The sequence below is a fragment of the Phenylobacterium sp. genome (assembly GCF_041913825.1).
GTDB lineage: Bacteria > Pseudomonadota > Alphaproteobacteria > Caulobacterales > Caulobacteraceae > Phenylobacterium.
The window spans coordinates 45,088-68,559 of record NZ_JAYSEO010000013.1; the positions used below are offsets into that span (position 1 = coordinate 45,088).

The 23,472-nt window shown below is 69.6% G+C and carries 17 protein-coding genes, 1 tRNA gene and 1 pseudogene; 11 read left to right on the forward strand and 8 right to left on the reverse strand.

The genetic code is table 11. From position 1 onward, the window contains the following. Window positions 1–7: 7 nt before the first annotated feature. Window positions 8–757 carry a FadR/GntR family transcriptional regulator gene (locus ACE3Q8_RS12745; protein ID WP_374470651.1) on the reverse strand — a complete coding sequence of 250 codons (750 nt, stop codon included), beginning with the start codon at window positions 755–757 and terminating at the stop codon, window positions 8–10. Window positions 758–823: 66 nt separating this feature from the next. After that, complete coding sequence (manD, locus tag ACE3Q8_RS12750) at window positions 824–2,035, reverse strand: D-mannonate dehydratase ManD (RefSeq protein WP_374470652.1); 1,212 nt, start codon at window positions 2,033–2,035, stop codon at window positions 824–826. Window positions 2,036–2,173: 138 nt separating this feature from the next. Between manD and ACE3Q8_RS12755 the strand changes: the two genes are divergently transcribed. Then, window positions 2,174–4,297: an alpha-glucuronidase family glycosyl hydrolase gene (locus ACE3Q8_RS12755; RefSeq protein ID WP_374470653.1), complete on the forward strand. Its 2,124-nt coding sequence runs from the start codon at window positions 2,174–2,176 to the stop codon at window positions 4,295–4,297. 78 nt (window positions 4,298–4,375) lie between these two features. Here the strand turns inward: ACE3Q8_RS12755 and ACE3Q8_RS12760 are convergent, their stop codons facing one another. Then, on the reverse strand, window positions 4,376–7,315 hold the full coding sequence (locus ACE3Q8_RS12760) for a TonB-dependent receptor (RefSeq protein ID WP_374470654.1): 2,940 nt from the start codon (window positions 7,313–7,315) through the stop codon (window positions 4,376–4,378). Window positions 7,316–7,620: 305 nt separating this feature from the next. Here ACE3Q8_RS12760 and ACE3Q8_RS12765 point away from each other — a divergent pair, with 305 nt between their 5' ends. Then, window positions 7,621–8,673: a LacI family DNA-binding transcriptional regulator gene (locus ACE3Q8_RS12765; protein ID WP_374470655.1), complete on the forward strand. Its 1,053-nt coding sequence runs from the start codon at window positions 7,621–7,623 to the stop codon at window positions 8,671–8,673. Here ACE3Q8_RS12765 and ACE3Q8_RS12770 read toward each other — a convergent pair. Both ACE3Q8_RS12770 and ACE3Q8_RS12775 read right to left on the reverse strand, forming a co-directional pair. After that, window positions 8,670–9,551, reverse strand: a complete 882-nt coding sequence (locus tag ACE3Q8_RS12770; RefSeq protein WP_374470656.1) for a polysaccharide deacetylase family protein — start codon at window positions 9,549–9,551, stop codon at window positions 8,670–8,672. The two genes, ACE3Q8_RS12765 and ACE3Q8_RS12770, sit on opposite strands and share 4 nt — an antisense overlap. Next, complete coding sequence (locus ACE3Q8_RS12775) at window positions 9,548–10,804, reverse strand: SGNH/GDSL hydrolase family protein (protein ID WP_374470657.1); 1,257 nt, start codon at window positions 10,802–10,804, stop codon at window positions 9,548–9,550. Before ACE3Q8_RS12775 ends, ACE3Q8_RS12770 begins: the two co-directional genes overlap by 4 nt. A gap of 86 nt (window positions 10,805–10,890) precedes the next feature. Here ACE3Q8_RS12775 and ACE3Q8_RS12780 point away from each other — a divergent pair, with 86 nt between their 5' ends. The 7 genes and pseudogenes from ACE3Q8_RS12780 (at window position 10,891) to ACE3Q8_RS12810 (ending at window position 20,993) form a co-directional block, all read left to right on the forward strand. Further along, on the forward strand, window positions 10,891–12,039 hold the full coding sequence (locus tag ACE3Q8_RS12780) for a fumarylacetoacetate hydrolase family protein (RefSeq protein WP_374470658.1): 1,149 nt from the start codon (window positions 10,891–10,893) through the stop codon (window positions 12,037–12,039). Continuing rightward, window positions 12,036–13,472: an aldehyde dehydrogenase family protein gene (locus ACE3Q8_RS12785; protein WP_374470659.1), complete on the forward strand. Its 1,437-nt coding sequence runs from the start codon at window positions 12,036–12,038 to the stop codon at window positions 13,470–13,472. Before ACE3Q8_RS12780 ends, ACE3Q8_RS12785 begins: the two co-directional genes overlap by 4 nt. Beyond that, window positions 13,472–14,251: an SDR family NAD(P)-dependent oxidoreductase gene (locus ACE3Q8_RS12790; protein ID WP_374470743.1), complete on the forward strand. Its 780-nt coding sequence runs from the start codon at window positions 13,472–13,474 to the stop codon at window positions 14,249–14,251. The genes ACE3Q8_RS12785 and ACE3Q8_RS12790 overlap by 1 nt, the downstream gene beginning before the upstream one ends. Beyond that, window positions 14,248–15,120: an SMP-30/gluconolactonase/LRE family protein gene (locus tag ACE3Q8_RS12795; RefSeq protein ID WP_374470660.1), complete on the forward strand. Its 873-nt coding sequence runs from the start codon at window positions 14,248–14,250 to the stop codon at window positions 15,118–15,120. Before ACE3Q8_RS12790 ends, ACE3Q8_RS12795 begins: the two co-directional genes overlap by 4 nt. Next, window positions 15,113–16,894 carry an IlvD/Edd family dehydratase gene (locus ACE3Q8_RS12800; RefSeq protein ID WP_374470661.1) on the forward strand — a complete coding sequence of 594 codons (1,782 nt, stop codon included), beginning with the start codon at window positions 15,113–15,115 and terminating at the stop codon, window positions 16,892–16,894. The genes ACE3Q8_RS12795 and ACE3Q8_RS12800 overlap by 8 nt, the downstream gene beginning before the upstream one ends. 122 nt (window positions 16,895–17,016) lie before the next feature. Beyond that, window positions 17,017–18,471: pseudogene (locus ACE3Q8_RS12805) on the forward strand (sugar porter family MFS transporter); the annotation flags it as partial. Window positions 18,472–18,611: 140 nt separating this feature from the next. Beyond that, entirely contained in the window at window positions 18,612–20,993 is a 2,382-nt protein-coding gene (locus tag ACE3Q8_RS12810) for a TonB-dependent receptor (RefSeq protein WP_374470662.1), read from the forward strand. A gap of 57 nt (window positions 20,994–21,050) precedes the next feature. Here ACE3Q8_RS12810 and ACE3Q8_RS12815 read toward each other — a convergent pair whose 3' ends face one another. Together ACE3Q8_RS12815 and ACE3Q8_RS12820 are read right to left on the reverse strand one after the other, a co-directional pair. Beyond that, window positions 21,051–21,344 carry a hypothetical protein gene (locus ACE3Q8_RS12815; RefSeq protein WP_374470663.1) on the reverse strand — a complete coding sequence of 98 codons (294 nt, stop codon included), beginning with the start codon at window positions 21,342–21,344 and terminating at the stop codon, window positions 21,051–21,053. 188 nt (window positions 21,345–21,532) lie between these two features. Then, window positions 21,533–21,622, reverse strand: a tRNA-Ser gene (locus ACE3Q8_RS12820). A gap of 162 nt (window positions 21,623–21,784) precedes the next feature. Between ACE3Q8_RS12820 and msrA the strand changes: the two genes are divergently transcribed. Further along, window positions 21,785–22,435 carry a peptide-methionine (S)-S-oxide reductase MsrA gene (gene msrA, locus ACE3Q8_RS12825; protein ID WP_374470664.1) on the forward strand — a complete coding sequence of 217 codons (651 nt, stop codon included), beginning with the start codon at window positions 21,785–21,787 and terminating at the stop codon, window positions 22,433–22,435. A 4-nt stretch (window positions 22,436–22,439) separates the two neighbouring features. Further along, complete coding sequence (locus tag ACE3Q8_RS12830; protein WP_374470665.1) at window positions 22,440–22,778, forward strand: MmcQ/YjbR family DNA-binding protein; 339 nt, start codon at window positions 22,440–22,442, stop codon at window positions 22,776–22,778. Here ACE3Q8_RS12830 and ACE3Q8_RS12835 read toward each other — a convergent pair. Next, complete coding sequence (locus tag ACE3Q8_RS12835; RefSeq protein WP_374470666.1) at window positions 22,711–23,469, reverse strand: DUF599 domain-containing protein; 759 nt, start codon at window positions 23,467–23,469, stop codon at window positions 22,711–22,713. The two genes, ACE3Q8_RS12830 and ACE3Q8_RS12835, sit on opposite strands and share 68 nt — an antisense overlap. Between the last annotated feature and the right edge of the window lie 3 nt (window positions 23,470–23,472).

Here is a 23,472-nt window from a genome sequence, read left to right on the forward strand (position 1 = left end):
ACCGCGGCTAGATGGCGACGCGCTTGGCGATCTGGCTGCGGCGGGCCTTGCTCTCCTGCTGGGCGCGCTCCAGGGCTTCCGTCTCGGTGGCGTGCAGCAGGTGATCGATGACGCGCTCCAGATGGTCGCGCATGGCCTGCCGGGCCGCAGCCGGGTCGTGGGCGCGGAGGGCCTCGACCACCGCCCGATGCTCGGCGATGCGGGGCTCGAGCCCGCCGCCACGGGCGCGGGTCAGGATGCTCCGGGCTAGCGGCGAGCGGTTGCGCAGCTCCCAGAGGTTCTCGACGGTCGCGATGATCGCGCCGTTCCCGGTCGCCCGCGCGATCACCATGTGGAATTCCTTGTCGGCGTCCTCGCCCTTCAACTCGTCCTCGTCGGCCATCAGGCCGAGCAGCCGGTCGAGCTCGGCCAAGGCCTCGTCGTCGATGGTGGCGGCCGCCAGCGCGCAGGCTTCGCCTTCGAACAGGCGGCGGGCCTCGATCAACTCGAACGCGCCGATCTCGAAGTCGTAGGCCGCCGCGGTGATCGGCAGCGCCGCGCGGGTGACGTAGATGCCGAGGCCATGGCGGGCCTCGATCATTCCCAGCATCTCCAGGGCGATCAGCGCCTCGCGCAGCGTCGGGCGCGAGACGCCGAAGTGCTCGGCCAGCTCGCGCTCCGTCGGCAGGCGCTCGCCCACCTTGTACTTCCCCGCCTCGATCTCGGCGGCGATCTGGTCGGCGAGGCGGCGGTAGAGCTTGCCGGCGGCGGCGGCCATGGTGTCGGTCACTTCGGCTGACGCGCGTCCCCCGACGCGCTTCCTGTTCAGCACCATAGCGGAACGTCACCAGTCATGCATGGAGCCGTCGAGCCGGCGGGCCACGGGCAGGTAGGCGCGCTTGTACGGGAACCGGGCGGCGGCGTCCTCGTCGATCTCCACGCCCAGGCCCGGGGCCTCGCCCGGATGCAGCATCCCGCCCTCGAACGTGTAGGCGTGCGGGAAGACGGCGTCGGTGTCGGCGGTGTGGCGCATGTATTCCTGAATGCCGAAGTTCGGGATCGAAAGGTCGAAGTGCAGGGCCGCGGCCATGGTCACTGGCGAGAGGTCCGTCGCCCCATGGCAGCCGGTGCGCACGCCGTGCAGGTCGGCGAAGGACGCGATCTTGCGCAGGTGGGTGATGCCTCCAGCGTGCACCACCGTCGCCCGGATGTAGTCGATGAGCTGCTCCTCGATGAGCTGCTTGCAGTCCCAGATGGAGCTGAAGATCTCGCCCACCGCCAAAGGCGTCGTGGTGTGCTGGCGTATGAGACGGAAGCCAGCCTGGTTCTCCGCCGGCGTGGCGTCCTCCATCCAGAACGGGCGGTAGGGCTCCAGGTCCTTGCCGAGGCGGCCGGCCTCGATCGGGGTGAGCCGGTGGTGGACGTCGTGCAGCAGGTGCACCTCCCAGCCCAGCGCCTTCCGGGCGGCGGCGAACAGCTCCGGCGCCACGCGCATGTACTTGTCCGTCGACCAGACGGTCTCCTTGGGCAGGTCGGAGTCCGCGGGCTCGTAGAACAGCTTGTCCTTGGAGACGCCGTAGACGTCGGACATCCCCGGCACGCCGGTCTGGAGGCGCACGGCCTTGTAGCCGTTGGCGACGTATTCCCGGGCCGCGGCGATGGTGTCGTCGATGGTCTCGCCGTTGGCATGGCCGTAGACCATCACCCCGGTGCGGCAGGCGCCGCCCAGGAGCTGGTAGACCGGCAGGCCGGCGATCTTCCCCTTGATGTCCCACAGCGCCATGTCCACGGCGGCGATGGCGGACATTGTCACCGGACCCCGGCGCCAGTAGGCGCCGCGGTAGAGGTACTGCCAGATGTCCTCGATTTGATGGGCGTCCCGCCCGATCAGGCAGGGGACGACGTGGTCGCGGAGGTAGCTCTCCACCGCCAATTCACGACCATTAAGCGTCGCATCGCCCAGTCCGGTGACGCCGTCCCCCGTCTCGATCTTGAGGGTGACGAAGTTCCGCCCCGGGCAAGTCACGATGGTCTTGGCGGAGATGATCTTCGGCATCGGACGCTTTCTTTTGGGCGGGGAGGGCGCGCGCCCGGAGCCGGCAGCGGCAATGCGCAAACTTAGCTTCCGCCGGACCGTTGTCAATCAGGTGGTCTGACCAATACAACTATGGTGTCTCGACCTTGGGAGGTGCCGGTGCGGCTTGGAATTCTGGGCGTCCTCGTGGCGCTCCTGGCGATCTTCACCGCGCCCGCTGCGCAGGCGGAGGACGGCTACGACCTCTGGCTTCGGTACCGGCCGCTCGACACCGCGGCGGCCGCGTCCTACCGCGAGGCGATCGGTCCTGTGGTGGCCGGCGGCGCCTCGCCCACGTTAAAGGCCGCTGCGGACGAGCTGCGGCGCGGGCTCGGCGGCATGCTGGGCGCGCCCTCCGCCTCGAGCCCGCCGGTGGTCCTGGGCACGGCGGCGGACCCGCGCATCGCTGCGCTGCGCCTGCCGCTGAAGGCGGCCGGGCCCGAAGGTTACCTTATCCGAACCGTCACCTTGGATGGCCGTCCCGCCACGGTGATCGCCTCCGACAGCGAGGCGGGCGTGCTCTACGGCGCCTTCCACTTCCTGCGACTGGTGCAGACGCGGCAGCCGGTCGCCCGGCTCGCCGTCGCGTCCGCGCCCAAGGTCAAGGTGCGGGTGCTGAACCACTGGGACAACCTCGACCGGACGGTGGAGCGCGGCTACGCCGGCCAGTCCATCTGGGACTGGCACAAGCTGCCCGACTGGAAGGACGGCCGCTACGTCGACTACGCCCGTGCGAACGCCTCGCTAGGGATCAACGGGACCGTCCTCAACAACGTCAACAGCAAGGCCGACAGCCTGACCGCGCCCTACATCGCCAAGGCCGCGGCCCTGGCGGACGTGTTCCGGCCCTACAGGATCAAGGTCTACCTCTCCGCCCGGTTCTCGGCCCCGATCGAAATCGGCGGGCTGAAGACCGCCGACCCGCTGGACCCGGCGGTCCGCGCGTTCTGGAAGGCCAAGGCCGACGAGATCTACCGCGCTGTCCCGGACTTCGGCGGCTTCCTGGTGAAAGCCAACTCGGAGGGCCAGCCGGGGCCGCAGGATTACGGGCGCTCCCACGCCGACGGCGCAAACATGCTGGCCGAGGCGCTCGCGCCGCACGGCGGGATCGTGATGTGGCGCGCCTTCGTCTACTCGAACGAGCAGCCCGAGGATCGCATCAAGCAGGCCTACAACGAGTTCGTCCCGCTGGACGGCAAGTTCGCGGCCAACGTCATCGTGCAGGTGAAGAACGGGCCCCTCGACTTCCAGCCGCGGGAGCCGTTCCACCCGCTGTTCGGCGCGACGCCCAGGACGCCGCTGATGCTCGAGGTGCAGATCACCAAGGAGTACCTCGGCTTCGCCACCCACCTCGCCTACCTCGGCCCGATGTGGGAGGAGACTCTGCAGGCGGACACCTGGCGGCGCGGCAAGGGCTCCACCGTCGCGAAGGTGGTCGAGGGCGAGCTGTTCGGCCACGAGCTCACCGGCATGGCCGGGGTGGCCAACATAGGGACCGACCGCAATTGGTCCGGCTCGCACTTCGACCAGGCCAACTGGTACGCGTTCGGCCGCATGGCCTGGGATCCGCAGGCGTCGGCGCGGACCGTCGCCGAGGAGTGGGCGCGGATGACCTTCTCGAACGAACAGGCCTTCCTGGAGCCGGCGGTGGGCATGATGATGGGCTCGCGCGAGGCGGTGGTGAATTACATGACGCCGCTCGGCCTGACGCACCTGATGGCCACCGGCCACCACTACGGTCCCGGCCCCTGGGTCGATGACCTGGAGCGCGCCGACTGGACTCCGTTCTACTACCACCGCGCCGACGCCCGGGCGGTCGGCTTCGACCGCACGCGCACGGGCAGCGACGCCATCTCCCAGTACGCGCCACGCGCCGCGGCCGCCCTGCTGGCCGACGAGCGCGACCTCCTGTGGTTCCGCCGGCTGCCGTGGAACCATCGGACCGCCTCTGGCCGCACGCTGTGGGACGAGCTGGTGGTCCGCTACAGCCTCGGGGTGGATCAGGTGGCCGCCATGCGCCGCACCTGGGCCTCGCTCGCGCCCTACGTGGACGATGAGCGGCACGCAGAGGTCGCCGCCTTCCTGGCGATCCAGCAGAACGAGGCCCAGTGGTGGCGCGACGCCTGCATCGCCTACTTCCAGAGCCGCTCCCAGCGACCGCTGCCGGCGGGCTACGCCCCGCCGGCGCACGCCCTCGAGGACTATAAGGCGCTGAGCTTCCCCTACGCGCCTGGCCACCACTGAAGCGGAAAGAAAAAGGGCGGCGCCGAAAGGCGCCGCCCAGGTGACCTTTTCTCTGGGGGACGGGAGAAAAGTAGCTCGTCAGAACTGTCCGCGGATGCCGATCAGGAAGGTCCGGCTGCCGCTGTAGAAGGACTGGGTGGCGTTCGGCCAGACGAAGGCCGTGCGCTGGTCCTCTTTGGTGATGTTGATGACGTCCAGCGTCAGGCGCGGCGAGGTCGGCAGCCACTCGAGCTCGTAGCCGGCCGACAGGTCCCACTGGCCGTAGGCGTCGTTCTGGAAGCGGCCTGGGATGGCCGGTCCGCCGTCGGGGTTCGGCAGGTTGATGCCGTTCTCCGGACCCGGGGAGCCGATCTGCTTGGCGTTGTAGACGTACGACACGCGGATCGAGGCCGGCCCGTGATCGTAGTAGCCCGTGATGTTGTAGGTGTAGGGCGACACGCCCACAGCCACCGGCGGCGCGCCCGCGCCTGACGCGGACTGGTAGATGCGGGTGTAGTTGGCCTGGAAGCCGAGGCCGTCCAGCAGGAAGCTGAGCGGCTGGACCCAATTCACCTCGAAGCCGCGGATGGTCAGCGTGCCGCCGACGTTCACCTGCTGGCGCACCGTCACCGTGGCCGCGTTCGGGCCGCCGCGGTTGTTGATGGCCGTCTGCTGCAGCGGGGTCAGGGCGTCGAACGGGATGCCCAGCTCGCTGAATGGGATGGTGTTGGTCCCGTTCTGCGTCCACCCGGTGATCTGCTTGTTGAAGCCGACGATCCCGATGTAGCCCTCGGCGCCAGTGTACCACTCCGCGCCGATGTCGAAGTTGTTGGAGAAGAACGGGGTGAGGTTCGGGTTGCCCTGGGTGGCTTCCTGGGCCGAGGGGTCCGAGAAGCTGGTGCCGGGCAGCATGTCGGCGGGGTTCGGCCGGGTCAGAGTCCGCGAGGCCGACAGCCGCAGGTTCACGTCGTCCCGCACCTTCAGGACCGCGTTGAACGACGGGAGGTAAGCGTCGTAGCGGCTGTCCCGGCGCTGGAACTCGGTCGTCTGGGTGTTTCCGATCGTGAAGGTCACCGGGCCGGTGATGTCCTGGTCCGTGGAGACGTAGCGGACGCCGCCGTTGAACCGCAGCTCCCAGGGGCCGAGGTCGGCGCGGCCATTCAGCTCGACGAAGGCGCCGAGCGTCTCCTCCTGGATGATCCCGGAGCGCGTGCCGGTGTTGGCCGAGGCGGAGAACGGCGCCGTCGAGGCGAGCTCGGAGTAGTTGGTGGCGCCGAAGAAGCGGTCGTAGTCCACCGCCACGAAGCCGTAGGGGCCCGGCCGCAGGTAGCTGCCGATCGCCGAGCTTGGCACGGCCGAGCCGGCCTGCCCGTTGCACGGCGGCTGCGGGGCCGGGACAGGCTGGAACGTCCCGCCGCCGCCGCAGACGAGCTGCTGCCAGCGGGCGGTGTTGTCCTGGGCGATGATGCTGCGGCTCGCCTGGTCCCAGGCGACGCCGCCGCGGACGTTGACGCCGTCCTCCTCGCCGAACAGCACGTTGAAGTGGGCGGCCTTGGTCTTCGTCACCCGCCGCTCGTTCTGAATGTTCACCCGACCGCCGCCGGCCCAGGTCCAACCCAGGTTGGGATCGTTGAGGTTCGCGTTGGTGGCGATGTCCGGGAACGGCTCGCCGGGATTGCTGTACTCGACGTCGATCCCCTGCCCGAGCGGGGTGTTGAACAGGATGGTCGGGCTTTCCCGCAGGAACTGGCTCTTCGACATGTTGAACTGGCCGTCGAAGCGCAGGAAGTCGTTGTAGCGGTAGGTGAACCCCGGGTTGAGGTTAAAGAAGTTGACCTTCTCGTGGTACGGCCGGGCTTCCAGGAAGAACTGCGAGTTCAGGAAGGTCCCTTCGGTGACGACGAAGTTCTCGTCCACCTGCAGGCCGGTCGGGACCATGAAGTTCGAATTGCGGCCCACCCAGTTGATGTCGACCCGATCGAATTTCCGGATGCCGCGGCCGAGCAGGGTGTCGAAGTAGAAGTTGAGGTTCTCGGTCGGCCGGTACTCCAGCGAGATCAGGCCCGAGTAGCGGTCGCGCTGGCCATCGGTGTAAGCTGGTCGGCCGAGGCGCGGGATCATTGCGTCGGAGAGCTGCTGCAGGGTCAGGCCCGGGTTCAGGGCCAGCAGGTCGGCGTTGGTGAGCGGCGAGCCGACCGGGCGGCCGGGCAGGGTCACGCCGGCCGGCACCGTCGAGGCGAAGTTGAAGTTGTTGCCGCCGTAGATGTTGCAGCCAGTGCAACTGATGTTGGCGTTGGACCAGCCGATGGACTCGAAGCCCTCGGTCTTCACGTGGGTCCGCGCGCCGGCGAAGCCGAGCAGCACCCCGAACTCGCCCATTCCGGTGTCGAAGGTCTCGCTGGCCAGGATCGAGCCCCGCGGCCCCCACTTTTCGGCGAGGGTGTTGTAACTGCCCTGCAGGGAGTAGGTGAGCTGGCGGCCATTGTAGTCGAAGGGCCGCGCGCTGCGCATGTTGACCGTGCCGGAAACACCGCCTTCGAGCATGCTGGCGGTGGGCGTCTTGTTCACGTCGAGCCGGCTGAACAGCTCGGTGGGGAACATGTCGAGGTCGACTTCGCGGTTCTGGCTCTGGGCGTCCAGGCGGCCGGTCGACGCCACGGCGATTTGATTGCCGTTCAGCAGGACTTTCGTGAAGTTGGTGCCCAGGCCGCGGATGGCGATCTGCAGGCCCTCGCCGGTGACCTCGCGCGAGAGCTGCACGCCCGGCACGCGGTTGAGCGACTCGGCGAGGTTGGTGTCCGGGAACTTGCCGATGTCCTCCGCGAAGATGGAGTCCTGGATGATCGTGGACTCGCGCTTCGCCTCGGTGGACTGCTGCAAGCTGCGGCGATAGCCGGTGACGACCACCTCCTCGACCTCTCCAGAGGTCTGGCCAGTGGTCTGAGCATGGGCCTCAGTCGCGATCGCGCCCGACAGGAACGTGGCGCCGAGCAGCAGCGCTTTGACGCGCGCAGACTGCTTCTGTCTCGAAGTATCCATGGTTTCTTCCCCTATGTGTGTGCTCGGCACGCACTTCTTGTTTATTTGCGCGGATACGCCACGGAGGGCCTTTGGCCGGTCCGGCTTACGGAAAGTCTTGGGGGCCGCCCGAGTACTCCGCTATGATAGCGGTCACATTGACAGTGGTACTAGGTCAGTTCTTTGCTGTCAATACGGTCTGACCGCTCCTGAGGTTTTGGTCTGACCAATACTTGATGGCTGGGGACGGGCCGCTGCGCGGGCTTGAGGTCGGCCTCGCGCTGGGACAAACACCTGTATGGGCGGTGCGCCCGGGAGGCTCTTGGTTGGAGACGAAGACTGCACGCCGTCAGAGGGGTTCGCTGACGATCCACGACGTAGCCCGCCGCGCGGGTGTCTCGCCGATGACCGTCTCGCGGGTGATCAACGGCGAGAAGAACGTCCGCGAGGCGACGCGGGAGGCGGTGAACGCGGCCATCCGCGACCTCAACTACCAGCCGAACCCGGCCGCCCGCAGCCTGGCCGGAGCGGACTTGATCCGGCTGGGCCTGCTCTACTCGAACCCCTCGGCGGCCTACCTCAGCGAGTTCCTGGTGGGCGGTCTCGACCAGTGCAGCCGGGCCAACATCCAGCTCATTGTCGAGAAGTGCGATGTGGAGGGGGGCGAGAAGGCCGCCGCCGAGAAGCTGGTGGCCTCTGGGATCGACGGGCTGATCCTGCCGCCGCCGCTCTGCGACTCCGAGGTGATCGTCCGCGTGCTGGCGGCCAGCAAGATCCCGGCGGTCGCCGTGGCGACCGGCCAGCCGCCGCCGGACGCCGCCGCGGTGCGCATCGACGACTTCGCCGCCGCGCGCGAGATGACGCGCCACATCCTGCGGCTCGGTCACCGACGGATCGGGTTCATCAAGGGCCACCCCAACCAGACCGCCAGCGAGCAGCGGCGCGAGGGCTATGTGGCGGCGCTGGAGGAGGCCGGCGTGCCGGTCGACCCCAAGCTGATTGTCCAGGGCTACTTCACCTACAGATCGGGCCTGGAGGCGGCGGACGAGCTGCTCGGCCTCGAGGATCCGCCCACGGCCATCTTCGCCAGCAACGACGACATGGCGGCGGCCACCGTCGCCGTGGCCCATCGCCGGCACCTGGACGTCCCCGCCGACCTGACCGTGTGCGGCTACGACGACACCGCGCTCGCCACCACCATCTGGCCGGAGCTGACCACCATCCGCCAGCCCGTGGCCGAAATGTCGCGGGAGGCTGTGGACCTGCTGGTGGAGGAGATCCGCAGCCGGCGGGCGGGCGAGACGCCCAAGCATCCGCACGCGGTGCTGGACTTCGCCCTCATCCGCCGGGAGTCGGACGGCCCGCCGAAGCGCCGCTAGCCGCAGACCGGCTCGAGCGCGGCGGCGGACCAGGTCGTCGGCGGCGCAGCGAGGCCCCGGGCGGCGAAGGCGTCCTCGAGGGTGGCCGGCGCCGGCGTCCCGGCCGCCTTCAACTCGTCCTTGTAGAACGGGTCCGCCATGGCCTCGGGCAGGCTGACGAGGCGGACGCCGCGCTCGCGGTACAGCGCCAGCAGGCGCGGCAGCATGCGCGCGTCGAAGGCGCCCACATGCATCAGCAGGACGAGCGGGATCTCGCGGCCGTAGAGCTGGCGGGACATGGCCTTCGCGCGGGTCAGACTGTCGTCGGCGGCGGCGAGGAAGCCCGCTTCCAGGCGCGCGACCTCCGCCGTGTCGCCTTTGGCGAGGCAGCGCGCATAGGCGCCGTTCCAGGCCCAGTCGTCGAAGGTCAGGGTGACGCTCGCCACACGATAGCCGCGCGCCGCCAGGATCCGGCGGGCGGCGGTGCGCAATTGCGGCGTCGCGCCTTCGTCCAAGAACGGATAGCGGAACCAGCGCCAGTCGCCGCCGAGCGCCTTCAGCGTCGCCTCGTTGCGGACCACCTCGGCCTCGAAGCCGGCGGCCTCGGTCAGGCGCTGGTGCGACCAGGTGTGGTTGCCCACGGGATGACCGGCCGCGCGCCAGACGCGCAGCGCCTCGGCGCCGCCGCGCTCGGCCTGGCCACCGCCGTTGATGAAGCCGTAGCTGGGGGGCGCGCCGGCGTCGGCCAGGGCGCCCACGATCCGCGCCAGGACGCCCAGCCGCGTCTCGCCGGCGGGCAGGTCGGCATGCACCGGAAGGTCGTCGAAGGTGAGCGCCACGTCCTGGGCCGCCGCGGGCGTGGCGAGCAGGGCGGCCGTCAGCGCGATCCAGGCCTTCATGGGCGGAACTCCGAGAGCGGCACGGCGCCGGCCATCAAGCGGTAGCCGGCGATCGAGGGGTGCAGATGGTCGCCGGAGTCGAGATCCGGGCGAAGGCGTTCGGGCCGGACCGGGTCGCGCATCACCGCATCGAAGTCGATCACCGCATCGAAGGCGCCGGGCGTGCGGATCCAGGCGTTCAGCGCCTGCCGATCGGCCTCGTTGGCGGCGGTGGGGGTGTAGACCGGCGTGCCCATGAACGGGAGGATCGTGGCGCCGATCACCTTGACGCCCTTGGCCCGGGCGCGCGCCACGAGCTGCCCGTAGCCGCCGATCATATCCCGCACGAGACGGGCGTGGTCCTCCGGCGTGGCGGTCGTCCGCTGGGTGAGGGCGCCGAGGTCGTTCACCCCGATCAGCACCACGAGATAGCGCACGCCCGGCTGGGAGAGCACGTCGCGGTCGAAGCGGGCGAGGCCGTTCGGGCCGAGTTCGTCCTTCAGCAGGCGGTTACCGCCGATGCCGTGATTCAGGACGCTGAGATGCCGCGTGCGCGGATCCGCCTGCAGGCGCTCGGCGAGGAAATCGGGCCACCGCTCGTCCCGGTCCGGCCCCACGCCGAAGCCGTCGGTGATCGAGTCGCCGAAGGTCACGATGGCGGCGCTGCGCGGCTGGGCCGGCACGTCCACCCCGGCCAACTGGTACCAGTGGACCACCGGGTTGGCGCCCGGCAGGTCGACGGCCGAGACATGCCGGCCGTGCGCGGTCCACGAGGTGGTGCGCGAACCTGGGTGGCTGGTCTGCCGGGCGGGGGCGCGAGGGAGGTGGACGGTGACGGCGATGCGCTCGAGCGGCCGCACCACGAAGGTCACGGGATCGGAGAAGTAGTCCGCGCCGGCCGGCACGGTGACTTCGGCCCGCCCGTTGAAGGTGACCGCCCGGTCGGTGGCCGCGTCGATGCGGGGCGATCCGGCGGTGAGCGGCCGCGCCACCCGAACGGCGGAAAAGGTCAGCGGCTCCGTCCCGAAGGCGTTGGACAGACGAATGCGGATTCTGGAGCCGCCGACGGAGACTCTGACCACCTGGCGCAGCGTGGCGTCGTTGAGGTCCTCCTCCGGCAGGGCGTTGCGCGGCTCGGGGATCTGCTGCGACGAGGCCCAGGCGCCGACCCATCGTTCCGGCTTCGGCTGGGCGGCGGCGGGCGTGAGGCTGAAAGCGGCCGATAGAGCCAGCGCGCCCAGCCGAAACGCCCAGCGGCGTACCGCATCTTTCATTGAATGATCCTCCCGTCGGCGTGTTCGCCTTGACAGCGGAGCACTCTGATTGATAGCGCTACCAAAAATCAAGGGAGGTCAGACCAATGGTTGGGGGCGCCACGAGTCCGGCGACATGGCTGCCTGTTGACTGGCGGGACGCGCTCCTGGTGGGGCGCATCCAGACGCCGCAGGGTCCGACCCCGATCCTGGTCCGCCACGGCCGTGTCGTCGACGTCTCCGCCTTCGCGCCCACCGTCTCCGAGCTTCTGGACCGCTGGACCGGCGAGGCGCCCGGCGGCGCCGATCTGGGCGTCGTGGCGGACTTCGACTTCGCGGCCCGGCCGCTCCTGGCCCCGGTCGACCTGCAGTGCGTGAAGGCGGCCGGCGTGACCTTCGCCGTCTCAGCGGTCGAGCGGGTGATCGAGGAGCGCGCGCGCGGCGACGCGGCCAAGGCGGAAGCCATTCGCGGCGACCTGCGCGAGCGGGTCGGCGCCGACATCCGCTCGGTGCAGCCGGGCTCCGAGGCGGCGCAGCGCCTGAAGGCGGCGCTGATCGCCGACGGGCTCTGGTCACAGTACCTCGAGGTGGCGATCGGACCCGACGCGGAGATCTTCACCAAGGCTCCCGTCCTGTCGGCCGTGGGCCACGGCGCCCAGATCGGCGTGCGCTCCGACAGCGCCTGGAACAACCCCGAGCCGGAGGTGGTGCTGGTCTGCGACGGCGCCGGCCGCGCGCTGGGCGCGACCCTCGGCAACGACGTGAACCTGCGCGACTTCGAGGGCCGCAGCGCGCTGCTGCTCGGCAAGGCGAAGGACAACAACGCCTCCTGCGCGCTCGGCCCGCTGATCCGGCTGTTCGACGACCGCTTCACCGTTGACGACGTGCGCTCGGCCGAGGTCGAGCTGACCATCCAGGGCAAGGACAACTACCGCCTGGAGGGGCGCAGCCTGATGAGCGAGATCAGCCGCGATCCTCTGGAGCTGGTCCGCCAGGCCCTGAGCGAGCACCAGTATCCGGACGGCTTCGCCCTGTTCCTCGGCACCCTGTTCGCGCCGACCCAGGACCGCGACACCCCGGGCCTGGGGTTCACGCACAAGCCGGGCGACGTGGTGCGCGTCGCCAGCCCCCGGCTGGGCGTTCTCGAGAACGAGGTGACGACCTCGAAGGCGGCCCCGCCGTGGAGCTTCGGCATCGCCGACCTGATGCGTAACCTGGCCGGACGCGGCCTGCTTTCGGCGGAGGCCGCACGATGACCCAGACCCTACCCCAGTATATCGGCGGCGAGAGGGTGGGCGCCGACGCCCCCGACGAGAGCCGCAACCCGTCCAACACCAACGAGGTCGTCGCCCAAGTGCCGAAGGGCGGCGAGGCCGAGGTGGACGCCGCGGTGGCGGCCGCCCGCCAGGCGTTCCCCGCCTGGGCCGACGCCTCGCCGGAGGTCCGTTCCGACCTGCTGGACAAGGTGGGCGACACCATCCTGAAGCGCCGCGAAGAGATCGGCCGGCTGCTGTCGCGGGAAGAGGGCAAGACCCTTCCCGAGGGCGTCGGCGAGACCGTCCGCGCGGGCCGCATCTTCAAGTACTTCGCCGGCGAGGCGCTCCGCCGCCACGGGCAGAACCTCGACTCGGTGCGGCCCGGCGTCGAGATCCAGACCTATCGCCAGGCGGTCGGCGTCTATGGCCTGATCACCCCATGGAACTTCCCCATCGCCATCCCGGCGTGGAAGACCGCGCCGGCGCTCGCGTTCGGCAATACCGTGGTCCTGAAACCGGCGGGCCCGACGCCCGCGACGGCGGCGGCGCTCGCCGAGATCATCTGGGAGTGCGGCGCGCCGGCCGGCGTCTTCAACATGATCTTCGGACCCGGCCAGATGGGCGCGAAGCTGGTGGAGCACCGCGACGTGGACGGCATCTCGTTCACCGGCTCCCAGGGCGTGGGCGCGACGGTGGCCAACGCCGCCGTGGCCCGCCAGGCCCGCCTGCAGCTCGAGATGGGCGGCAAGAACCCGCTGGTCATCCTGGACGACGCCGACATCGACCGCGCGGTCATGGTGGCCCTGGACGGCTCCTTCTACGCCACCGGCCAGCGCTGCACCGCGTCGAGCCGGATCATCGTGCAGGACGGCATCCACGACCGCTTCGTCGCCGCCCTGGCCGAGAAGGTCGCCAGCCTTCGGGTCGGCGACGCGCTCGACCCGAACACCCAGATGGGCCCGGCGGTGAGCGAGTCGCAGATGGAGACCAGCTATCGCTACATCGACATCGCCAAGTCGGAGGGCGGCCGCATCGTCACCGGCGGCGGGCGGCTGAAGCTCGACAACCCCGGCTGGTACGTCCAGCCGACGCTGATCGCCGACACCCACAAAGACATGACGATCAACTGTGAGGAGGTGTTCGGGCCCGTGGCCTCCACCGTTCGCGTGAAGGACTACGACGAGGCGCTGGCGGTTGCCAACGACGGCGACTTCGGCCTGTCGGCCGGGATCGTCACGACCTCGCTCAAATACGCCAGGGACTTCCAGAGGAGAGCGAAGGCCGGAATGGTCATGGTCAACCTGCCCACCGCGGGCGTCGACTACCACGTGCCGTTCGGCGGCATCAAAAAGTCCAGCTACGGGCCGCGCGAGCAGGGCTTCGCGGCCGTCGAGTTCTACACCCAGACCAAGACGGCTTACTCATGGGCGTGATGGCGGACGTGAATGCGGACGTCGCCGCCGCGGGGCAGGGGGCGATCTACCCGAGCCTGAAAGGCAAACGGGTGGTGATCACCGGCGGCGGCTCCGGCATCGGCAAGGGCCTCGTGGAGGCGTTCGCCGGCCAGGGCGCGGAGGTGCACTTCCTGGACGTCCTGACGGAGGAGTCCGAGGCCCTCGTCAAGGCGCTGGAGGTGTCGCCGATCCAGCCGGTGTTCCACCGCTGCGATCTGAAGGACGCCGACGCCATCGCCGCGTGCTTCGACAAGATCGGCCCCGTGCACGTGCTGGTGAACAACGCCGGCAACGACGACCGCCACAGCCTGGATGAGGTCACGCCCGCATACTTTGACGACCGGATGGCGGTGAACCTGCGGCACATGCTGTTCTGCACCAAGGCGGTGGTGGACGGCATGAAGAAGGCCGGCGGCGGGGCGATCATCAACTTCGGCTCGATCTCCTGGCACCTCGGCCTGCCGGACCTGGTGCTCTACGAGACCGCCAAGGCCGGCATCGAGGGCATGACCCGGGCGCTCGCCCGCGAGCTCGGCCCCGATGGCATCCGCGTCACCTGCATCGCGCCGGGCAATGTGAAGACCCCGCGGCAGATGAAGTGGTACACGCCGGAAGGCGAGGCCGAGATCGTCGCCCAGCAGTGCCTCAAGGGGCGGATCGAGCCCAGGGACGTGGCCGCCCTGGTGCTGTTCCTGTCCTCGGACGACGCCCGGTTCTGCACCGGCCACGAGTACTGGATCGACGCAGGCTGGCGATGAGCGCGATCGACGAACCGCAATGCGTCTTCACCGCCGACGCCGAGCTCGGCGAAGGCCCGGTCTGGCGGTCCGCCGATGACGCGCTCTGGTTCGTGGACATAAAGGGGCTGCGGATCCACCGCTTCGAGCCGGCGACGGGCGCGGCGTGGAGCTGGGCCGCCCCCGCCCAGCCGGGGTTCATCGCGCCTGTCTCCGACGGTGGCTGGATCGCCGGCCTGAAGACCGGGCTGCACCGCTTCGATCCCCGCAGCGGACGGTTCGAGCTGATGACCTCGGTCGAGGACGCCAGCCTCGACAACCGCCTGAACGACGGCTTCGTCGACGGCCAGGGCCGGCTCTGGTTCGGCTCGATGCACGACGGCGAGACCAACCTCACTGGCGCGCTCTACCGCCTGGACGGCCGCGGTCTGGTGCGCTGCGACACCGGCTACTGCATCACAAACGGCCCGGCGGTCAGCCCCGACGGACGGACGCTCTACCACACCGACACGCTGAAGAAGGTGATCTACGCCTTCGACCTGTCGCCCGGCGGCGACCTCTCGAACAAGCGCGTCTTCGCCAAGGTGGATGAGGGCTATCCCGACGGCCCGGCGGTCGACGCCGAGGGCTGCATCTGGACCGGCCTGTTCGCCGGCTGGCACGTCCGGCGCTACGCCCCCGACGGCAAGCTGATCGAGAAGGTGCGCTTCCCGGTGGCCAACATCACCAAGCTGGCTTTCGGCGGCGACGACCTGAAGACCGTCTACGCCACCACCGCCTGGAAGGGTCTCTCCAAGGCCGAGCGCGACGCGCAGCCCCTGGCCGGCGGCCTGTTCAGCTTCCGGGTGGACGTGGCGGGCCTGCCGCAGCACGAAGTCCGCCATGCCTGATCGCACCCCCGTTCGGCCGTTCCGCTCGCGCGAGTGGTTCGCCGCCCCCGGCCGCTCCGACATGACGGCGCTCTATCTAGAGCGCTTCATGAACTACGGGATCACCCCGGAAGAACTGACCGGCGGCAAGCCGATCATCGGCATCGCGCAAACGGGCTCCGACCTGTCGCCGTGCAACCGAATCCACCTGGACCTCGCCCGCCGGGTGCGCGACGGCATCCGCGACGCCGGCGGGATCCCGATGGAGTTCCCGGTCCATCCGATCTTCGAGAACTGCCGCCGGCCGACGGCCGCGCTCGACCGGAATTTCGCCTACCTCGGCCTCACCGAGGTGCTCTACGGCTACCCCATAGATGCGGTGGTGCTGACCACCGGCTGCGACAAGACCACGCCCAGCGGGATCATGGCGGCCTCCACCGTCGACATCCCTGCCATCGTCCTCTCCGGCGGCCCGATGCTGGACGGCTGGCACGAGGGCGAACTGGTGGGCTCGGGCACGGTGATCTGGCGCTCGCGCCGCAAGCTCGCCGCCGGCGAGATCGACGAGGCCGAGTTCCTGCGCCGCGCCGCCGACAGCGCCCCCTCCGCCGGCCACTGCAACACCATGGGCACCGCCTCGACCATGAACGCCGTCGCCGAGGCGCTCGGCCTGTCGCTCCCCGGCTGCGCGGCCATCCCCGCGCCCTACCGCGAGCGCGGACAGATGGCCTACGAGACCGGCCGCCGGATCGTCGAGATGGCGTATGAGGACCTGCGGCCCTCGAAGATCCTGACGCGGGCCAGCTTCCTGAACGCCATCCGAGCGGTGAGCGCGCTCGGCGGCTCGTCCAACGCCCAGCCGCACATCGTCGCGATGGCGCGCCACGCCGGCGTCGAGGTGAGCCACGACGACTGGATGGTCCACGGCTACGACATCCCGCTGCTGGTCAACATGCAGCCGGCCGGCAAGTACCTGGGCGAGCGGTTCCACCGCGCCGGCGGCGTCCCCGCCGTGCTGTGGGAACTGCTCAGGGCCGGCAAGCTCGACGGCGACTGCCTGACGGTGACCGGCAAGCCGCTGGCGCAGAACCTGGAGGGCCGCGAGGCCCGCGACCGCGAGGTGATCACGCCCTACGATGCGCCCCTCAAGGCGCGCGCGGGGTTCCTGGTGCTGAAGGGCAACCTGTTCGACTTCGCGATCATGAAGACCAGCGTGATCAGCGAGGACTTCCGCGCCCGCTACCTGTCGGAACCCGGCCGGGAAGGGGTCTTCGAGGGGCGCGCCGTCGTATTCGACGGCTCCGACGACTACCACCACCGGATCAACGACCCGGCGCTCGGGATCGACGAGCGGACGATCCTGGTGATCCGCGGCTCGGGCCCGCTGGGCTGGCCGGGCTCGGCCGAGGTGGTGAACATGCAGCCGCCCGACGCTCTGATCCAAAAAGGAGTCATGAGCCTGCCCACCCTCGGGGATGGCCGCCAGTCGGGCACGTCCGACAGTCCCTCGATCCTCAACGCCTCGCCCGAGAGCGCGGCGGGCGGCGGGCTCGCCTGGCTGCGCACCGGCGACCTGATCCGCATCGACCTGAACGCCGGGCGCTGCGACGCGGTCGTGGATGAGGCCGAGATCGCCCGGCGCAAGGCCGAAGGTCCGCCGCCGATCCCGGAGAGCCACACCCCGTGGGAGGAGATCTACCGCGAGAAGACCGGCCAGCTCGCCGACGGCGGGGTGATGGAGATGGCGCTCAAGTATCGGGGCGTCGCCGCCAAGACTCCGCGGCACAACCACTAGCTCGGCGAACACCAGCATTTGGCTTGACGATGATAGCGCTATCAATCAGCGTCTGACCTGATCCGGCGGCGCAGAACCGCCGGGCATCACGAGGAAACCAGGGCCCCGAGAGGCCCGCCCAGGAGGCGTCAGTGACCACCACAGGGAATGCGCCGGCGACGCCCGCCGGCCTGAGCGGGGAGGCCGCCCGCGTCAACATGGCCTTCATCGCCGCCATCGTCGCCGTCGCGACCATCGGCGGGTTCATGTTCGGCTACGACAGCGGCGTGATCAATGGCACCCAGGAGGGGCTCGAAAGCGCCTTCCACCTGTCCAAGCTGGGCACCGGCTTCAACGTCGGGGCGATCCTGATCGGCTGCGCCGTCGGAGCCTTCATCGCCGGCCGCCTGGCCGACCGCATCGGCCGGCGCACGGTGATGATGCTGGCCGCCGTGCTGTTCATCCTGAGCGCGCTCGGCACCGGCGCGGCCGACACCTCGGCGGTGTTCATCGTGGCCCGCTTCATCGGCGGTCTGGGGGTGGGGGCGGCCAGCGTGCTGTCGCCGGTCTACATCTCCGAGGTGACGCCCGCGAGCATCCGCGGCCGGCTGTCCTCGGTGCAGCAGATCATGATCATCACCGGCCTGACCGGCGCCTTCGTGGCCAACTATGTGCTGGCGCGCACGGCCGGCGGCTCGACCGCCGAGTTCTGGTTCGGCCATCCGGCCTGGCGCTGGATGTTCTGGATGCAGGTGATCCCGGCCGGCGTCTTCCTGCTCACCCTGCTGCTGATCCCGGAGAGCCCGCGCTACCTCGTCGTGAAGGGCCGGGAGCGCGAGGCCGAGGCGGTGCTGTCGAAGCTGTTCGGTCCCGCCGAGGGCCGCCGCAAGGTGGAGGAGATCCGCGCCTCCCTCGCCGCCGACCACCACCGGCCGAAGCTTTCCGACCTCGTGGACAAGACCAGCGGCAAGCTTCGGCCCATCGTCTGGACCGGCATCGGCCTGGCCGTCTTCCAGCAGCTCGTCGGCATCAACGTGGTCTTCTACTACGGCGCGGTGCTCTGGCAGTCGGTGGGCTTCTCCGAGGACGACGCGCTGAAGATCAACATCCTTTCCGGCTCGCTCTCCATCCTCGCCTGCTTCGCGGCCATCGGCCTCATCGACCGCATCGGCCGCAAGCCGCTGCTGCTGATCGGCTCGGCCGGGATGGCCGTGACCCTGGGGATCATGGCCGTGGCCTTCTCCACCGCCAGCCTGGTGAACGGCGCGGTGCACCTGTCCGACGGCTGGGGGCTGACCGCCCTCGTCGCCGCGAACCTGTACGTCATCTTCTTCAACCTGAGCTGGGGCCCGGTGATGTGGGTCATGCTGGGCGAGATGTTCCCGAACCAGATCCGCGGCTCGGGCCTGGCGGTGGCCGGCTTCGCCCAGTGGATCGCCAACTTCGCCATCTCGGTCAGCTTTCCGGCGGTCGCCGCCTCGCTCGGCCTCGTCGTGACCTACGGCTTCTATGCGCTCAGCGCGGCCGTCTCCTTCCTCTTCGTCCGCGCCATGGTCCACGAGACCCGCGGCCGCGAACTGGAAGAGATGACCGGCTGACCACCGTGTCCCGGGGGCCGCACCCGAGCGGCCCCCGGCCTTCCCCGAACCGCGTTCTGTTGCGCCGCCGGAATCGGGGCGCCTAAGCTCGGCCGAGTCGCGGGCCTGACCCGCGGCGTGAAAGAGGGAAGGAAACCAAGATGCATTCCGTCGAACGGAAGCGCGTACGCCTGCGCCTGATGGCGGCCACGTCCCTGGCGGCCCTGCTGGCCGCGCCCGGGCTCGCCCTGGCCCAGACGCCCGCCGAGGTGGAGGAGGTGATCGTCACCGCCACCAAGCGGGCCACCACGATCCAGGACGTGCCCTTCTCGATCAACGCCCAGACCCAGGAAGACATCCAGCGCTCCGGCGCGACCACGCTCGAGGACCTGTCGCGGAACGTCGCCGGCCTGACGATCCAGAACCTCGGCCCCGGCCAGAGCCAGGTCTCCGTCCGCGGCGTCTCGGCGGGCCAGGTGGTCCGCGACCAGCCCGGCGTGAAGGAGCAGGTGGGCGTCTACCTCGACGAGTCGGTGATCTCCCTGTCGCTGTTCACGCCCGACCTCGACCTCTTCGACCTGAACCGCGTCGAGACCCTGCGCGGGCCGCAGGGGACGCTGTTCGGCTCCGGCTCGGTGGGCGGCACCATCCGCTACATCACCAACCAGCCGCAGATCGGCGTCTTCGAGGGCCAGATCGAGGGCAACCTCAACCTGGTGGACGGCGATGACATGGGCGGCCACCTCAAGGGGGCGGTGAACATCCCCGTCTCCGAGACCATGGCGGTCCGGGCGGTGGCCTACCACACCAAGTACGGCGGGTTCATCGACGCCCTGCGCGAGGGGGGCGGCCGCACGGAGGACGTGAACGACGGCACGCGCACCGGCGGGCGCCTGGCGGTGCTGTTCCAGCCCACCGAGAGCCTCAGCCTGACGCCCCGCGTGGTCTACCAGAAGATCGAGGCCGACGGCTTCAACCGGCAGGAGGTCTACAACCTCTTCGCCAACCCGTTCACCACCACCCGGCCGGCGGTCACCTTCGACGAGCGCGAGCAGTTCCTGCTGCTGGACGAAGCCTTCGAGGACGAGACCTTCATCGCCGACCTCACCGCCGAGGCGGACTTCGGCGCGGTGACGCTGACGTCGATCACCAGCTACATCGACCGCAACATCCTGGTGAGCCGCGACGCCAGCGCCCTGTCGGGCAGCGTCTCGGTGGACCTGGGCTTCCCGGCCGCGGCGGTGGTCCTGCCGTCGAACCTGGTCGACCGCACCGACCTCGAGCAGTTCTCGCAGGAAGTCCGGCTGAGCTCGAACAGCGACGGCCCGCTGCAGTGGCTGGTGGGCGCCTTCTACTCGCAGGTGGACCGCGTCTATGGCCAGCGCCTGCCGACCCCCGGCTACGACGCCTTCACCGACGCCACCCTCGGCGCCGGCACCTCGGCGGCGGTGGCCAACGGCTTCCCGGCCAACTCGCCCTACAACGCCGACATTCCCTACGACATCAAGCAGCGGGCCATCTTCGGCGAGGCCACCTACGACTTCGGGCGGCTCTCGGTGACCGCCGGCGGCCGCTACTACGACTTCGACGAGGAGCGGCGGTTCACCTCGGGCGGCCTGTTCGCCAACGGCGACGACCAGACCGACAAGACGAGCTCCAACGGCTTCACGCCGCGCGTCCTGGTCTCGTTCGACGCCAGCGAGAACATCACCCTCAACGCCCAAGCCGCCAAGGGCTTCCGCCTGGGCGGGGTGAACGACCCCCTGAACCTGCCGCTCTGCACCCCCCAGGACGCGGCCATCTTCGGCGGCTTCCAGAGCTACGATGACGAGACGCTGTGGAACTACGAGGCCGGCGTGAAGTCGACCTTCGGCGCGGTCACCTTCAACGCGGCAGGCTTCTACACCGACATCAAGAACCTGCAGACGACGCTGGACGCCGGCTCCTGCTCCTCGCGCGTGGTGTTCAACGTGCCCGAGGCCCACACCATGGGCGTGGAGGCGGAGTTCACCGCAAGGGTGGCAGAGGGGCTCGACCTCTCCGTCTCCGGCAGCCTTCTGGAGGCCGAGTTCGACTCGACGGTGCGCGACGGGACCGGCGCGGTGATCGGCGGCATCCGGGAAGGCAACCGCCTGCCCAGCGTGCCGAAGTTCCAGATCGCCGCCAGCGCCACCTACACCCGGCCGATCCGGGCCGGCATGGACGGCTTCATCAATGTCTCGGCCCAGCACGTGGGCAGCCGCTACACCCAGGCGAGCGACCAGGAGAACAACCCGCGCTCGTTCGTCTCCGGCCTGCCGTTCGGCGGGGCCACGGGCACGGCGGCCACGGTCGTGAACCTCAAGCTGCCCAGCTACGAGCTGGTGAACTTCAGTCTAGGGGTGGAGATGGACAACGGCACCGACATCGTCGCCTACGTGAACAACGTGTTCGACGAGAACCCGCTGCTGTCCTTCGACCGCGAGCGCGGCGGCCGCGCCCGCCTGGGCTTCCAGGTGGGTCAGCCCCGGACCATGGGCGTCACGGTCCGGCGGAGCTTCTAAAGGCCGCGCCGCGCGGAGGCGGCGGAATGTCCCGTCGCCTCCCGCGATACGATCCGCCTAGTGACGTGGGCCTTGCGCGCCGCCTTGGGGCCCCGCCTTGCGGTAGTGTTCGGCCAGGAGGGCGCTGTGGTCCTCCTCCTGGATCGTCTGGCCGATGCTGGCGCGCCAGGACTCCGACATGGCGCTGGCCTTCGGCAGGCCGTCCTCGTCGTGGGTGTCGGCGATCGGGGCCATCAGCGGGCTGAGCTTCGCCTCCGGCGGCGGAGCCTTCCGCGGCTTCTTCAGATGCACGACGGCGGCGAGCCCGGCCATCGGCCCGACGAGGAAGAACAGGCCTGCGAGTGGCGGCACAGGAACTCTCCAAGCAACGGCGATCCGAGGACCGCCCCCGATCCACGCCGAGCCGCGCATCACCACGAGATCGAGTCGGAATTGCGGCCGCGTGGCTTGAGAGCCGCCAGCTGCGCGCGTGCGCCGCTGTGTGAGCCCGTCACGCGACCGGCCACGCCTGCGGCAGAAGGGGCGGTTGGCAGACAAGGTGGCGGTGAGAGAGGGATTCGAACCCTCGATAGGCTTTCACCTATACACGCGTTCCAGGCGTGCGCCTTCAACCACTCGGCCACCTCACCACGCGCCACGAAGGGGAGCGGGCTCCCCTCGGGAGGCGCGCAATATAGTCAGGACGCCCCGCGGAGCAAGCGGCGTTCTTGGGTGTGGCGACAGGCCTCCGCGGCGCCGTGCAAGTCGGGCTTGGAGCGCCTATATTCCGGGACCAGTTCCAGGAGCCTTCCATGCTGTTCCAGAAGACGCTCGAGCTGCCGACGCAGGAGACCGCTCTCCCCGGCCGCGCGCACCCGATCCCCACCGCCGAGACCCACTTCGTCAACGGTCGGCCGCTGAAGGGACCCTATCCCGACGGGCTGGAGACGGCGGTCTTCGCCATGGGCTGCTTCTGGGGCGTGGAGCGCGTGTTCTGGAACCTGCCGGGCGTCTACGTGACGGCGGTGGGCTATGTGAACGGCATCACGCCCAATCCCTCCTACGAGGAGGTCTGCTCGGGCCGGACCGGCCACACCGAGGCCGTGCTGGTGGTCTACGATCCGAAGGTCGTCACGTACGAGGACCTGCTGAAGGCCTTCTGGGAGAACCACGATCCGACCCAGGGCATGCGCCAGGGCAACGACATCGGCACCCAGTACCGCTCGGGCATCTACCCGGTGAACGATGCCCAGGCCCAGGCCGCCGAGGCCTCCCGCGAGGCCTACCAGCAGGCGCTTTCGAAGAGCGGCCTTGGCCGCATCACCACCGAGATCGCGCCGGCCGGGCCGTTCTACTTCGCCGAGGACTACCACCAGCAGTACCTGGCCAAGAACCCGAACGGCTACTGCGGCATCGGCGGCACGGGCGTCACCTGCCCGATCGGCGTCGGCGTCCAGGCCTGACGCCGTGACGCCCACCGAGGTCGAGGCGTTCGCCCTGTCCCTGCCCGCCACCGCCAAGGTGGTCCAGTGGGGCGGGTCGGACGTCTACAAGGTGGGCGGCAAGGTGTTCGCCATCTGCGGCGAGGGAGCGATCTCGTTCAAGGTGACCGAGATCGGCTTCGTCGTGCTCACCGAGGAGGGCGGTCCCGCTCGCCAGGCGCCCTATCTGGCCAAGGGCCAATGGGTGATCGTGGACCTCGACGACGTGTCTCGTGACGAGCTGGAAGGCTGGCTCGTCACGGCTCATTCCCTGATAGCGGCGAAGCTGACGAAGAAGGCTCGGCTGGAACTGGGGCTCGCCTAGGCGTCGCCTCCAGCAGCCGGCGAAGGTCGCCGATGGCCTTGGCGGCCGGCGAACGCCGCTGGCGCCAGAACAGCAGGGTGATGGAGCCCAGGGTGGCGGCCATGAAGGCCCAGGGGCCGAACAGCCAGGCGCCGGCGGCGATGGCGAAGTAGTAGCCGCGGATCCCCGAGTTGAACGACGAGAGCGCCGGGTTCAGGAGCCGGGCCGAGATCTGCCCGAACTGCTCGGTCTCCTCCGTCGTCAGGCCGTCCGGCACCGCGCCCACGGTGGCGATGCAGTAGTTCATCTGACGGATCGACCAGATGAAGTCGAGCAGGCCGCGGGCCAGGCAGACCAGCACCAGGGCGAGCTGGAACTCGAACAGGAAGCGCGAGGAGGTGCGGATCACCTCCAGGGCCGAGACGCTGCGGAACGTCGCCTCGCCCCCGAACAGCGCCCCGGCGGCGGCGGCGATCAGGATCAGGTTGGACGAGGCGAAGAACGAGGCCGAGTTGAGGGCATGGCCGAGGAGCTGGCCGTCCATGAACCGGTTCTCGCGCCCCACCATGTTGCGCATCCAGGCCGCCCGGATGACCGTCATGTCGGTGTTGATCACCCCCCCGCGCTGCTTGGACACGAAGCCCAGCAGCGGCTGGTAGGCGAGCCAGCAGACGAGGAAGACGCCGAAGGCGGCGATGTCGAGCGGGCCCACGCC

Coding starts and splice junctions, on each gene's coding strand:
- ACE3Q8_RS12800 (WP_374470661.1), top strand. CDS start 15,113: ATGCCTGATCGCACCCCCGTTCGGCCGTTCCGCTCGCGCGAGTGGTTC.
- ACE3Q8_RS12745 (WP_374470651.1), bottom strand. CDS start 757: ATGGCCGCCGCCGCCGGCAAGCTCTACCGCCGCCTCGCCGACCAGATC.
- ACE3Q8_RS12770 (WP_374470656.1), bottom strand. CDS start 9,551: ATGAAGGCCTGGATCGCGCTGACGGCCGCCCTGCTCGCCACGCCCGCG.
- manD (WP_374470652.1), bottom strand. CDS start 2,035: ATGCCGAAGATCATCTCCGCCAAGACCATCGTGACTTGCCCGGGGCGG.
- ACE3Q8_RS12810 (WP_374470662.1), top strand. CDS start 18,612: ATGCATTCCGTCGAACGGAAGCGCGTACGCCTGCGCCTGATGGCGGCC.
- ACE3Q8_RS12790 (WP_374470743.1), top strand. CDS start 13,472: ATGGCGGACGTGAATGCGGACGTCGCCGCCGCGGGGCAGGGGGCGATC.
- ACE3Q8_RS12775 (WP_374470657.1), bottom strand. CDS start 10,804: ATGAAAGATGCGGTACGCCGCTGGGCGTTTCGGCTGGGCGCGCTGGCT.
- ACE3Q8_RS12760 (WP_374470654.1), bottom strand. CDS start 7,315: ATGGATACTTCGAGACAGAAGCAGTCTGCGCGCGTCAAAGCGCTGCTG.
- ACE3Q8_RS12795 (WP_374470660.1), top strand. CDS start 14,248: ATGAGCGCGATCGACGAACCGCAATGCGTCTTCACCGCCGACGCCGAG.
- ACE3Q8_RS12780 (WP_374470658.1), top strand. CDS start 10,891: ATGGTTGGGGGCGCCACGAGTCCGGCGACATGGCTGCCTGTTGACTGG.
- msrA (WP_374470664.1), top strand. CDS start 21,785: ATGCTGTTCCAGAAGACGCTCGAGCTGCCGACGCAGGAGACCGCTCTC.
- ACE3Q8_RS12785 (WP_374470659.1), top strand. CDS start 12,036: ATGACCCAGACCCTACCCCAGTATATCGGCGGCGAGAGGGTGGGCGCC.